The 12,969-nt window shown below is 43.7% G+C and carries 10 protein-coding genes; 8 read left to right on the forward strand and 2 right to left on the reverse strand.

Annotated elements, in window-relative coordinates; genetic code table 11:
- Positions 1 to 8 precede the first annotated feature (8 nt).
- The 4 genes from IQ263_RS02010 to IQ263_RS02025 all read left to right on the forward strand — a co-directional run bounded on the left by IQ263_RS02010 (position 9) and on the right by IQ263_RS02025 (position 4,221).
- Positions 9 to 278 (forward strand): type II toxin-antitoxin system HicA family toxin, encoded by a 270-nt coding sequence (locus IQ263_RS02010; protein WP_194065943.1) that lies wholly within the window; start codon positions 9 to 11, stop codon positions 276 to 278.
- Positions 250 to 618 (forward strand): type II toxin-antitoxin system HicB family antitoxin, encoded by a 369-nt coding sequence (locus IQ263_RS02015; RefSeq protein WP_194065944.1) that lies wholly within the window; start codon positions 250 to 252, stop codon positions 616 to 618. The genes IQ263_RS02010 and IQ263_RS02015 overlap by 29 nt, the downstream gene beginning before the upstream one ends.
- 8 nt (positions 619 to 626) lie before the next feature.
- Positions 627 to 2,456 carry a reverse transcriptase domain-containing protein gene (locus IQ263_RS02020; protein WP_228049728.1) on the forward strand — a complete coding sequence of 610 codons (1,830 nt, stop codon included), beginning with the start codon at positions 627 to 629 and terminating at the stop codon, positions 2,454 to 2,456.
- A 706-nt stretch (positions 2,457 to 3,162) separates the two neighbouring features.
- Positions 3,163 to 4,221 carry a hypothetical protein gene (locus tag IQ263_RS02025; protein WP_194065945.1) on the forward strand — a complete coding sequence of 353 codons (1,059 nt, stop codon included), beginning with the start codon at positions 3,163 to 3,165 and terminating at the stop codon, positions 4,219 to 4,221.
- 326 nt (positions 4,222 to 4,547) lie between these two features.
- Here IQ263_RS02025 and IQ263_RS02030 read toward each other — a convergent pair whose 3' ends face one another.
- Both IQ263_RS02030 and IQ263_RS02035 read right to left on the reverse strand, forming a co-directional pair.
- On the reverse strand, positions 4,548 to 6,026 hold the full coding sequence (locus IQ263_RS02030) for a DUF5009 domain-containing protein (protein WP_228049729.1): 1,479 nt from the start codon (positions 6,024 to 6,026) through the stop codon (positions 4,548 to 4,550).
- A 43-nt stretch (positions 6,027 to 6,069) separates the two neighbouring features.
- A complete protein-coding gene (locus tag IQ263_RS02035; RefSeq protein WP_194065947.1) occupies positions 6,070 to 6,996 on the reverse strand; it encodes a polysaccharide deacetylase family protein in 927 nt (308 codons plus the stop codon).
- A 969-nt stretch (positions 6,997 to 7,965) separates the two neighbouring features.
- Here IQ263_RS02035 and IQ263_RS02040 point away from each other — a divergent pair.
- The 4 genes from IQ263_RS02040 to IQ263_RS02055 all read left to right on the forward strand — a co-directional run bounded on the left by IQ263_RS02040 (position 7,966) and on the right by IQ263_RS02055 (position 12,886).
- On the forward strand, positions 7,966 to 8,634 hold the full coding sequence (locus IQ263_RS02040; RefSeq protein ID WP_015178535.1) for a DUF3318 domain-containing protein: 669 nt from the start codon (positions 7,966 to 7,968) through the stop codon (positions 8,632 to 8,634).
- Between the two features lie 533 nt (positions 8,635 to 9,167).
- A complete protein-coding gene (locus IQ263_RS02045) occupies positions 9,168 to 10,169 on the forward strand; it encodes a sugar transferase (protein ID WP_194065948.1) in 1,002 nt (333 codons plus the stop codon).
- An 848-nt stretch (positions 10,170 to 11,017) separates the two neighbouring features.
- Positions 11,018 to 11,455, forward strand: a complete 438-nt coding sequence (locus IQ263_RS02050) for an ATP-binding protein (protein WP_194065949.1) — start codon at positions 11,018 to 11,020, stop codon at positions 11,453 to 11,455.
- Positions 11,456 to 11,617: 162 nt separating this feature from the next.
- On the forward strand, positions 11,618 to 12,886 hold the full coding sequence (locus IQ263_RS02055; protein WP_194065950.1) for a WcaI family glycosyltransferase: 1,269 nt from the start codon (positions 11,618 to 11,620) through the stop codon (positions 12,884 to 12,886).
- Positions 12,887 to 12,969: the final 83 nt, after the last annotated feature.

A 12,969-nucleotide genomic window follows, 5' to 3' on the forward strand; every position in this document is an offset into this window, starting at 1 on the left:
AAAAAATTATGGGCAAGTTAGGAAAACTGGTAGAACAATTTTTAGCAAATCCACCAGAAGTCCGGTTTGACGATGTGTGCTATATCCTAACTGCTTTTGGGTTTGAAGAAAAGCGATCGAAAGGAAGTCACCATACTTTTGTCAATACTGATGGATTAAATATTACAGTTCCTAAAAAAGGCGGTCAAAAGGTAAAAGGAGTATACGTAAAGCAAATTGTTGCGCTATTGAAACTAGAGGAATGGAGCAATGAATCAGAAGATAGAATTGAAGAATAAATCTTTAGAATATTACTTAAACCTGAGATATGCTGTAAGTTTTTACCCAGATCCAGAAGGAGGCTATACAGTCCTCATCAAAGACATTCCAGGTTGTATGTCTGTAGGAGAAACTTTGCTAGAAGCAATGGAGAACATTGAGGAAGCTAGGGAATTGTGGATAGAGACTGCTTATGAGTGCGGGCATGAGATTCCTTTACCTACAACGGAAATTGAGTATAGCGGAAATTTATCGTTACAGATTCCTAAATCTCTACATTTGAGTTTAGCAGAAAAAGCGGAAAGGGAAGGAGTTAGTCTTGACCAGTACATTTTGGTTCTGTTAAGTAAAGCAAGCTAAAAAATAATATGGATATCAGTGAGCTCATTGTTCAAGGAATTTCTTATTATATGCAACGCAACTACGGCGAGGCTTTTGAATGTTTTAACCAAGCCATCAGTCACGATATAAACTGCGTCCAAGCCTATCACTACCGAGGTTTGATTCGCAGGCGGCAAACAGATAAGCAGGAGGCTCTTGAAGATTTACAGCAAGCGGCAAGGCTCTTAAACGATAAAGAATATACGAATAGATCCCAGAAGTTACAAATATTTATTGAGCAAAATTGTTTCAAGAAAACTGAAAAGGTACAATCAGATACTGAATATAATTGGATATTTCATCATGAAAATTGGTTCGAGTGCTATGACGATCTGGTAGACGCATTTCCCGACGAGTTTATGTCATCTTGCGATATAAATTGTATAATACAAGACATTGAGGGTTCTATAGAAGGCGAGTTTGAACAGCTAGAGGGCAGACTTTCTCGGCGACTAAAACACAGTCAGGTTTTGCAGAAGAAGCGTATTAACAATGCGAAGTTCGATCCGGAGCGATTGCAAAGCAACAACTTGCCATTGTGTAACTCCCATGAAGCGATCGCCCTAGCTATGGAGATTAGTGTCAAAGGATTGCGCTTTCTAGCTTTTTCCCGCAAAAAACACCATTACATCCGTTTCCAAATTCCGAAAAAAACGGGTGGAAATAGGAAAATATCAGCACCAACACACTTGTTGAAGAAAGCTCAAAAGTGGATTCTTGAGAATATTTTAGAAAACATCCAACTACACGAGGCTGCTCACGGTTTTCGCCTTAAACATTCTATAGCTACGAATGCAGAGCATCATATAGGCAAAGAAGTCATCATCAATATCGATCTCAAAGATTTTTTTCCTTCTATTTCCTACATACGAGTTAAGGGACTTTTCAAATCATTCGGCTATTCGGAAACTGCCTCAACAATTTTTGGGTTGATTTGTACTGAACCGAAAATGAAAGAGATTGAAGCGAACGGTAAAACAGCCTTCTTACTTTCGTGGACTGAACGATACTTGCCACAGGGAGCGCCAACAAGTCCCGCAATTACCAATGTTCTGTGTCGCAGACTGGATCGGCGATTACATTCGATGGCGAAACAATATGGCTTTGATTATACTCGCTATGCTGATGACCTAACTTTTTCTACTTCCGGTGAGAGTCTCCGCAATATCTGTAATATCTTCCAAAACACCAGGTTTATTGTTGAGCAAGAAGACTTTGAGATTAATGAACAGAAAACTAGAGTTATTCGCAGATATCAGCAGCAGGAAGTTACTGGTATTGTAGTTAACGACAAACTTAACGTTTCAAGAGAAAAGCTCAAAAATTTTCGTGCTGTTCTTTATCAAATTGAAAAAGACGGTCTCGAAGGTCACAACTGGGGACAGTCTGAGGATATCATAGCATCAATTGAGGGTTTTGCCAATTTTGTCTCAATGGTCCATCCTGAAAAAGGTGCTAAATTTAAAGAGCAGATTGACCGGATTAAAGAGAAATACGGGCGCAAAAAAAATCCTAAAGTTCCTAATGTCAGTCAACCGCTTCTGAGTCGCTCCGACATAGTGGCTCTGATTGATACTAAATTTCAGGAATTGAAATTTTCCAAAATATATACGGATATTTATTTGAATAAAATTTACAAGAAGCAATCACTGAAACAGTTAACAGAGGCAGAATTATTAGAATTGCTGCGTGACTTGACAAGTTCGCCATCAGAAGATGATGACAGAACACAGCTCAATTTTGTAAAAAGATTGAAAGCATTAATAGCCCAACGTATCAGATATTATACTCGCGCTACCAAGGATTCTGATTTTTAAAGATAGGCGCTCGCATTCTTTACTAAAATGCTTGCTATAAATAACTGGAACTTGTTAGAATTAGATAGTCACGCGCCGCTGTAACTCATGTAAAACAGCCTTGCATTTCGGGCGGTGGATCGCCGCCCATACGTTTAAGCTAACTTCTAGTCGCCTATCCTTCGGACTTCGGCGAATTGCCCAGTTACTTACTGACTTTTTAAGTGATTGGATTTCTTCTTTGCGAAGGGGCAACTTGATAGCAGCAGCGCGTGATATTTTTTCAGATTCAACAGTGGTTGTTGAGTTACAATACTCCGGACAGTTTTTATCTGGCCCAATGGCTTATTTTCGCTTGACTTCGCAGCCCCTGTGGATAATTAAATCAATGTCAGCTCCACCCCGCTCATTCATTTAATTAGACTTTTTTACGATCCTTGCCCCGCGTAAGCTTGTAGTCTCGTTCCAAAAACTGTCCGGAGTATTGGAGTTAGAAAGTTATTTATATTGTTTGATCGGCGCGAACAGGATTTTTTGATGAACCGCTGATACAGGCAGATTAACGCAGATGAACGCGGATGAAAAGTGCGATCGCAGTTTTAATTTCGCTCCACCTACTTATTTTCCCAACCCTTCCAGAATCCCAGGCTACTCCCCCGCAACACAATTCAGGAAGCGCCGCCTATAATCGAAACTAGCCCCCATTCTCATCACTTGCAGAACCGCCATGAGTCGAGAAAACGAAAAAATCAGCTATTCAGAAAAAACAGAACGCCTCAAGGTGCTCGGTCAGTTTATCAAAACTGTCACACCGATGATTTGGACGATCGTCATTCTAGTAGTCATCATTCCCCTATTAGGTAACTTTCTCATATCCCAGTCCCTAACAAATACTGCAACCACAGCCGTTGTCGTCTCCCCGCCCCACGACTTCAGCAAAGTCAACCAAGACATTAAAAACGCCATCCAACAATCCCATACAACAGCCGAAGCTTTTGCATCAAAAGAATTGGACAAATGGGAAACCGAAGTAATTGCACGAGTAGACAACAACTTCCTCGATTGGTACTTCGATTACTTCAATCAAAAAAAGATGGAGTTTACAGTCCCTTTCACTTTCGTCAAATCCGCCGTATTCAACAAATTTGACATGACAGCAGCATCTCAATCTGTTGCTGAAAAATTAACCGAAGACTTCCAAAGAGAATTTGCTAACCGCGTGCTGGTTCCCAAAAACGCTCAAATGCGATTTCAATTAATCACTCAAGATACTGCTAACTTGTACATAGCCGAAGTTAGCAAAAATGTCAAAGTAGTTCAAAATAATTATAACATACCGCAAGTACATTGGGACAAATATCTTAACGATATTGCCACCACAATTAATGATCAAGGAAACATTTCTAATTTATCATTAAAAGTATTAGTTGGCGGCAGCGGTTACTTAATTGCCAAACCCTTAATATTAGGAATGGCTGCAAAAATTGGCAGCAAAGTTACCGCAAAAGTTGCCAGCAAAGCCGCAGCCAAAGTAGCTACAAAAACAGGCGGTACAGTTGCAAGTCAGTTGGGAGTAGGCTTAATCGACCCGATTGTCGGCATCGGCATCATCATCTGGGATTTGTGGGATTACAATCACACAGTCACAGTAGAAAGACCGATTTTGCGGGAACACATTGTAGAATACTTGAAAGATGTCAAAAAATCCCTGCTCACAAATCCTGAAACTGGAATTATGGCAGCAATTTATCAGTTGGAAAGCGGCATTTTAAAGTCGCTTTCATAGACTGTAACTCCCTAGGATTTTCCAAGCAAATCTCTCTAGCCAATCACAGCATCATCTAGGAACAAAACCCCTGCAAAAGCAGATGTCCTATTATTTCCGTTCGATTTACCGCAATCAGATTCGTTCGTAGTGCGGACTTAACTTCGCAAAATGAAAGCGTGTGCAAGTCTGTACTACGAACCTTTTTTGTGACGATCGCAAACCGGAAATGATATCATGCTTTTAGGGCGAGAAGTTGTGTTTGATAAGTTTAATATTGAATTTAGGCAAGCCGATGAGGACATTATATTTACCAAACGTGAAGATGTTCTCGCCCTTTAATTATTTCACGTTCTCAAAAATAGTTTCAACCTGGTAAACCCCATCACAATTAACGCCAAAATCGCCGTATATCCAAAACCCCTCAAAAACCCCATAAACGGATTGCTTGAAGTCATCTCAACAATCACCGGTTCCCATTTAGTTAAAACCAGAATCGGCCAGATAATGTTAGCAAATCCTGCGTAGCCAATCATCGGGTTTAACCCATTATCAATAAATAACTGCAAAAACCATCTTTTCTGAAACACATCGATAATTACCGTCAACCCAATTAACAGAAAAATCGCCATTCCCGCCGTTACAAAAAAGTAACTCATCGTCGCCGAATCTTTCTTAATTCCCCCTTGATAAGGCTCAAACAGCAAACCCAAAGCCAGCCAATAAAACCCCCATTTGTAAAGGTGGTTCAATAAATTTTCCGTGACATTTCCAGGTTTTTTCAACAAAACCCAACCGCACAAACACAGCATCAGCGTCACTAAAGAAGTTTGCCACACCCATCTAGCTTGCAGTCCAATTAACAAGATTAAATCAATCGCCAACATCAAAACCAGAATGCTAAAATAGCGCCAATTTTTCCACTTCGCATAACTCGACTCTGCCGGCGAATAATACTCTATCCACCGATTCAGTAAATCCCCGACAACAGTACCGGGAATCACCACAAATAAATACTTCAAATAATCAAATTGAAACAGCCAAGGTGCAGGAGAGGAGGACCAAACTAAGTTAATCCAACCGTCAGCAGGAGAAGACAGTCGCGCCGCTAACAACAGGCCCAAAATTCCTACTCGCAGCCACACATTTGAACGAGTAAACAGCCAAATTAGCGACCCGAAAACGGCCATATTTGCAAGTACCATCAAGATGATGTCGCTGCGGTCAACTGAAAATCCTACACCGCTGGGATATTTGATGTGAGATACGAAGACTATTCCCGCACTCCAAGCAGCCAGAGTCAACCCCCTACGCAGCCATGCAGACCACTTTTGAGGCCAGCGAACGTACATCAAAAATAATAGGAAAAATCCGCACAATCCCAGCCACCACTTTAGTCTGCTAGCTTCCTCCGGGCTAATTACAGTCGGGCGAATGTGCTGGAGAAATATGGCAAAAAATGCCAATAAACAGCCTCTTTGCAAAATAAATAAAACTACTTTTTTTGTATCCCATCCCTTGGCGATGCGGCGGGACAAAGCTAGGGGTATTGCGGCACCCATTGCAAACAGAAAGAAGGGGAAAACTAAATCAACCCAGGTTAATCCTGCTAGTTTGTTATTAAAAACGTGGTCTGGTGGAGGGAGTTGGGCGTGATACATCCACGCCGGCAATGTTTTGCGGGCTATTGTACCTGATAAAACCATTGCTAAAACTGCTATTCCCCGCAGCGCATCCAGCGCGTCGGCGCGTTGGGAAACCGCAGCAACTGCCAAAATCTTTTCGTTTTTCACCGTGTTTTGTGACTCTGATGTTGTGTATTCCAATGCACTTACCGATTTGTTTTGACTGCTGTATAGTTGCCAAATGTTACTTGCCAATTAATTTGTGTAGCCAGCTTCCTGAAGCTAAGCTGCTGAGTCTTTTTGTTGAGTGTTTTTTATTCACTGTCAACCTCGAAATTCGGTATTGATTGGCTGGGAAAAAGCGCAATTTGAGTTTTAAGCTGTTGTACAAGTATCCTGAGTAAAAATATTTAGCAACGTATTTGTCAACTTGTTTGTTGACAGCGCCAAACGGGTAGGCTATGTGCGAGGCGACTGTCCGATTTTGGTCTAAATCTTGGGTGCATTTCCTCAGTCTAATTTGGTCTTCCGATAATTCTCTGTTTAATGCTTTTGCAGAAACTTTTGTAAGGTTTTCGTGATTCAGCCCGTGGGATTGAATGTCATAATAACCTTGCTGCATTCCGTCTCTCAAATTTTGACAAGTTACCTTTTTGATGAGCGAGTCTTGATGGCCCAAGAAGCCGGAGTTGATAAATACAACTACTTTAGTTTTTTTGCCGTATTTATTTTCGAGTCTTTCTAAAATCGGCAGTACGTGGGTATAAATGCTTTCGTTTCCATCGTCAAAAGTAATCATAACTTTTTTGCGTCCGCGATATTCACTCGGTATCGGCTTTTTGGGATTGGCGATGAAATATTCGTAAAGTTCTTGGGTTGACAAAAACCAATAGTTATGAATGACTAAATCTTCTAAAAAAGGCTCTAAGTTTTGCTGGCTGTAGTCGCCGGGAGAATCTCGCCGCTGCGGCGGTATTTCCTGGGGATTCTGAAGGTTTACAATATCGTGAAAGCCAAAAATCGGAATTTCTACTGTGACGATTTCTAAGATGGTTTGATAGGTGATGAAAGTTAGGAAAAAGGCTAGTAAAAAGCTAATAATTCGTTTTTTTTTGGACGTAATACCAGGCTGAAAATACTCGGGCCATTTGTTAATTAAATAATTTACCATTGACAATTACAACCTTATGAGGTAAAGGGTTATGGCGGCAGTATGAGGGTTTTTCGGGGCCTGGTGCTGGGAGCATTGAGATTGTCGATCGCCCGTGTCGTCCTTAAATATCGGCTAAGGCAAGTCTAGCATGATACAATTTATACCGATCGCACTTTTCATGCAACTAGCGCCCCAAGTTGACCATGCTTATTTCTTACCCGAAGTTTTACCTGTAATTTTTGACTTGTGATTTCCCGCCCTAGGTGGTAGTATCTTTGAGCGATCGTCCGATCGAACAACAATCACAAAAATCGCAGTAATTAAGCCTGTTTACAACAAAGCAAACTGCATAGAGCAAACCTGTGACAAAATTTGAGAATTTTCTCAAAAAAATCACGGTTATAATTTTATCATTGTTAACGACGGCTCGACCGGCAATACCCGAAAACTCATCTAAAATAAACTGAAAGCTTTCCCCACACATCACATTTAACTAATTTCTTACAGCCAGCTTCAAGGCAAAGAATATGCGTTGAAAAAACGATGTAAAGATTTAGACACAGACTGCATTTTTTTCATGAATGGCGACTTAGCGTAATCCCTCGAACACCTCGAACCCTGAGTATAAAAATTAGAAAAATTTGATATTTTCAACTATCAACAGTTGAAAGGATTCTCCTTCGATGCAGAAGTGCTATTTTTAGCAAAAAAAAGGATAACTTCTCAGCCTGATATTTTGGTGGCTTGGTCGAAATTGTGGCAAGAAATTCAACCTTTGATCGAGTAGTCGAAAGTTAAGGATGTAGCAGGCAGTTGCGATCGCCCCGCCAAGCAGAGTAAAATCGAGTAAAATTGCCAAAAGGTCGTTAAACGTAGCTATCCCGAGCGTGAATCGCCCCCGCTGCCAGACAAAATTTTGATTCAAGGTTTGCTATACTCACAGAAATAGACACATATTAACCTTTGGAAAATCAATAGGCCGGAGCTATGACATCCTATGCAACCTCTACAGCAAGAGCCGAGATGAGTGAGATCCGGCGCTTGAAAAATATACTGCCCCCAGAACTCCAAAGTTGGGTAACAGTAGAAAAAACAATAGAAGTTAATCCAACCCTGATCCGCAGCGAAGAAATAGGCAAAGACCAGGTAGAAATTCAAATAGACCTGATCCGCTGGGAACAGCTAGCAATGGATCAGCGCAATCTTTTATTTTGGCACGAAGTCGCCAGAATCCAAAACGACACCATCCCCAGAGACGGTTGGGAAATGGCAGCCCTCGCCATTGGTTTAGGCGGCGCAGTCGGCGAACTTTGGGTACAAGACGGCTTGTTACTGCTGTTGGCCCTATCTTTGTGTGGCGTCTCCGGCTGGAGGCTTTACCAAAAAAACAACGGAGAGAAAAGTTTAAAAGAAGCAGTAGATGCAGACGAAAAAGCCCTCGCCCTCGCCACCCGCTTCGGTTACACTCTCCCAAACGCCTACAAAAGCCTCGGTAGCGCCTTAAAAACCTTAATCGAGCAAACCTCGAAAAAACAGCAGCGGGCTAAATACGAAGCTCGTCTCCAGGCCCTCAAACGCAACGCAGCCAAGGCCAAAGCCAAAGTCAAACCCATCACCCGCGAAACCTCCCAGTCAGAAAACGTCTACAATTCTTAACCTCATTTCCCGACGTTTGGTGCAGGGATTTTTCAGTTAACGGTTAACTCTTGACTTTCCAGTTAACTGTTAAGCGTTAACTGCGCTTGCTATCCCGCTACAAAACAGACATCGGAATTTTTCAAGACACAATTAATCGGCCAGAAGCGATCAAAATCTTGATTCATATCATGTCCGGTGGATTACTAGAACAAAAACGGATCGCCCGTGTCCAATGCAAGTCCTCCGGCTGAGGGCGGAGGGTCGTCCGCACTACAAACCTTACTTATTGCGCTCAATGGAACGTATCTGATATCAAAGGTGAAAGTTGGGCCGCGGCTGCGTTCAAAATTATTTTTCCGCCAAAACAGGGACTGGTAGACTAGAGTTTACCTCGGCCTTCGATATCGGGACGATCGGCAACAAGCTTTTCTGGCATTTTTGTAAAGTTGCCATAAAGCTAGCCCGGTGGTAAAAACAATATTTGGTAAAGGTGGAGCGGGTAAGACAGAATAGGTTAAAGATATCAGTTTGAAATTTGAAACTAGGACTTCATGGTCAGCACAACCCCAGAGGCAGAAGATTTTCGGGTTACGTACTTCGACGAGATTCCCTCGGTTCACATACCCGTGCGCTTGAGCGTACTTGAAGCCGTAAACTTCAAAAAAACCTGCCAGCAACTTTTCTCTGAAAGCACCGTTCCCAGCAAAATTGTCCTAGACTTCACTCACACGACGTTTATTGACAGTAGCGGAATTGGTGCTTTAGTCAGCAATCTCAAATTTGCCAAACAGCGCGGCAGCGACTTGGTGCTTCGCAGCCTGAAGCCGCAGGTGATGGCAGTATTTGCTCTCACCAGTTTAGATCAAGTGCTAACGATCGAGCAGACCCCTGCCACCTCAACTCCGGCAGAAACCAACTCCCCGGACAACCACCTACCGATGACGCACCCCTCAGTGCAATCGTTGGTGAAACGGCTGATAGACATTCTTGGGGCCCTAGTCGGTTTGGTGATTACAGCAATTTTGTTCGTACCCATAGCCGCAGCCATCACCATCAACGATCCAGGCCCGATATTTTTTGCACAAACCCGCTGCGGCTGGATGGGGAGAAAATTTCAGATTTGGAAATTTCGATCGATGTGTACCAACGCCGAAGCTATGAAAGACCAAATTAAAAACCAAGCTTCTGGCGCATTTTTCAAAAATGACAACGACCCGCGGATTACCAAAGTCGGGCGCATCTTACGCAAAACCAGTCTCGACGAACTGCCGCAGTTTTGGAACGTGCTCAAAGGCGAAATGAGTCTAGTCGGCACCAGACCGCCTACTCCAGACGAAGTAGATCGCTACGAAGTCCCTCAGTGGCAGCGTTTGGATGTCAAGCCCGGAATGACTGGCGAATGGCAAGTCAACGGTCGCTCTCAAGTCCGCGATTTTGAAGATGTCATCCGTTTAGATTTAAAATATCAAGAAAACTGGAGCCTGATCTATGACTTGAAACTAATTGTTAAAACTATAACAGTCCTGTTTAACAAAAATAGCGGTGCTGTGTAGGAGTCCTCAACAACTCATTGCTGAACTCTCGGGTGCTGTTGCCGAGGGGCTGCTGGAACTCGAACTCGATATTTAGTTAAGCAGACTCGGTAGCGATCGCTAAGTTACTATTAAGTGTTAAAATTCACACCGAAAAAATGGGCAGCTAGTTGCTAAATAGGCGATCGAACTACGAATTAGCAATTTGGCAGTTCTGGTCATGCTCGAATTACGCCACCAGGGTTTTCAATGACGACAAAAACTAACCTATGTTTAGCTAGCGGGCGCGGGAATCCCCACGACCTAATCTTTGATAGGTGGGTGGGATGAAAGCCCGGTTTATGTGTGGGATGGAAGGTTGACCGATGCCGTTGGCGCAGCCCGCCGAAGCCGTAGGACGGGAAAACCTTCACAGCCTGAACAAACAATCTTTGATATACTGCAAAAACAGTGGGGCCCGACGTGTTCCTCACTATAAAACGCCGATCGAGAGAAACATTTTGGAGTACCTCGAAGGAAGATCTCGATATCCTTAACAGGACTCAGATGCCTACACTGTAATCTTTGATTCAGAGTAGGATCGTCACAAAAGTACCGACTGCTAACACGGTGGAAACTCAAACCACTCGTCGCAAGCTGAATCGGGAATTTTCCTAATTTAAACGCCCTATTGAGGCGGGTTACAGTATCGGAAGTCTCTCATTTTCTGTGCGAGTAAATGGTGCGAAAGGAATGCTCACCTTGAGGCAAAACGAGCTTCTTCAACTCAAGCTTGACTTAACTAATATGTTGCCAAGACAGAGTCCTCATTTTCCTCTCTTTCCGGTGCTGAGTATAGCGCTGGTGGGGGCCGACAAGGGGGAAAAAAAATGAAAAACGAGCAACCAAAGGCCGAGTCGCACCTTCAAGTTGAAACAGACTTGGAGGCTTTAACATCCATTTTGGAATGGTTGGAGAATATAGTTTTGCCGCTGCTGCCGGCGGATTTCTGGTGGCAGTGCCGGCTGATCGTCAACGAAGGCTTTACAAACGCTGTCCGCCACGCTCACCAGAACTTGCCCTCCGCGACGCCGATCGACATTGAGGTAAAAGTGTTTGCCGATTACTTAGAAATTAGGATTTGGGACAGGGGTCAACCATTCAACCTGGAAGCAAAGCTGCACTCGATCATGCAAGAGCAGCGCGATCCCTTAGACAGAGAAGGAGAAAGGGGACTTGTGTTCATGTACAAGCTCACAGACGATCTTCGGTATATCCGTACCGACGATCGCCGCAACTGTTTGGTAATGCGAAAAAACCTTACCTGAAAGCGCTTGCGGCCCGCCCGATCCAGAGCGGCTTCTTTTGCAAAAAGTGGAAGGTTCCAGCACCGCCCCCTGTTGTGCTACCCGGAACCCAACCACATCCTCTGCAACTCACCGGGTGTAGACTCGCGTCGCGGCAGGACAATTTGCTGCCAAATAAATATTATGCGTATTCTAATTTATTCCTATAACTACTATCCAGAGCCGATCGGCATTGCCCCCCTGATGACAGAACTAGCGCAAGGCTTAGTCAAGCGCGGCCACCAAGTGCGAGTCATCACCGGAATGCCCAACTATCCCCAGCGCCGGATTTATCCGCAATATCAGGGCAAATTTTACCTCACCGAAGAACACAAAGGCGTCACAATTCAGCGCAGCTACCTGCGCGTCAACGGCCCCCATCCCAGCCTCCTAGACAGACTTTTACTAGACGGCAGTTTTGTCCTCTCCAGCGCCGTCCAAGCCTTCAGCGGCTGGCGCCCCGACGTAATTTTCTCGACAATGCCGCCTTTACCGATTTGCGTCCCTGTTGCCCTCTACGGCTGGAGTCGCGCTTGCCCGATCGTCCTCAACGTACAGGATATAGTCTCAGAAGCAGCCGTGCGCGTCGGCTTGGTGAAAAAAAACGGACTGCTAATTAAGATTGCTGACGCCTTAGAAAAATTTGCCTACAGCACAGCCAGCCAAGTCAGCGTCATCGACAGCGGTTTTATCAAAAAATTGCACTCTCAGGGAGTACCCCCAGAAAAAATAGTTTGCCTTCCCAATTGGGTAGATGTCAATTTCATTCGCCCCTTACCCAAAGAAAATAACCCCTTTCGAGAAACCCACAAACTCAAGGGCAAATTTGTCGTTCTGTATGCTGGAAATATTGCCCTGACTCAGGGATTGCAAACAGTTGTCAAAGCAGCAGCCCGTTTGAAACACATAGTTGAAATTGCTTTTGTAATTGTCGGAGAATCAACAGCACTAGCGCGTTTGCAAAAAGATTGCGAAACTTATAAAGCTACTAATGTAATGTTGCTACCCTTTGAACCGCGAGAAAAATTGCCGGAACTGTTAGCTGCTGCTGATGTGAGTTTAGTCGTACAAAAGCTGCGCGTTACTAACTTTAATATGCCTTCAAAAATTCAAGTAATTCTCGCTAGCGGTAGGGCAATTTTGGCATCGGTTCCCGAAACTGGTACGGCGCACAAAGCAGTCCAGCAAAGCGGTGGCGGGGTTGTAATAGCGCCGGAAGATGCGGAGGCTTTGGCTGATGCTGTGGAGGATTTGTATCTGCATCCTGCTAAGGTGAATGCGTTGGGGGAACAAGGTAGAAATTATGCTGTGGAGAATTACGGATTTGAGGAAGCTTTGAATCATTATGAGGCTTTATTTGCGGCGGTGGCGGCGAATCATTCCGAGAAAGTCTTGGCACCGCTGCCAAAGTAATCAGATAATTGGGTTAGTGCAATAGGTAGAGATCTTTTGTAGTAAGGACTTTAGTCGCGATCCACTAAAAGGCTGATGAAAAA

Source organism: Tychonema sp. LEGE 06208 (assembly GCF_015207505.1).
In the GTDB taxonomy this organism is placed as follows: Bacteria; Cyanobacteriota; Cyanobacteriia; order Cyanobacteriales; family Microcoleaceae; genus Microcoleus.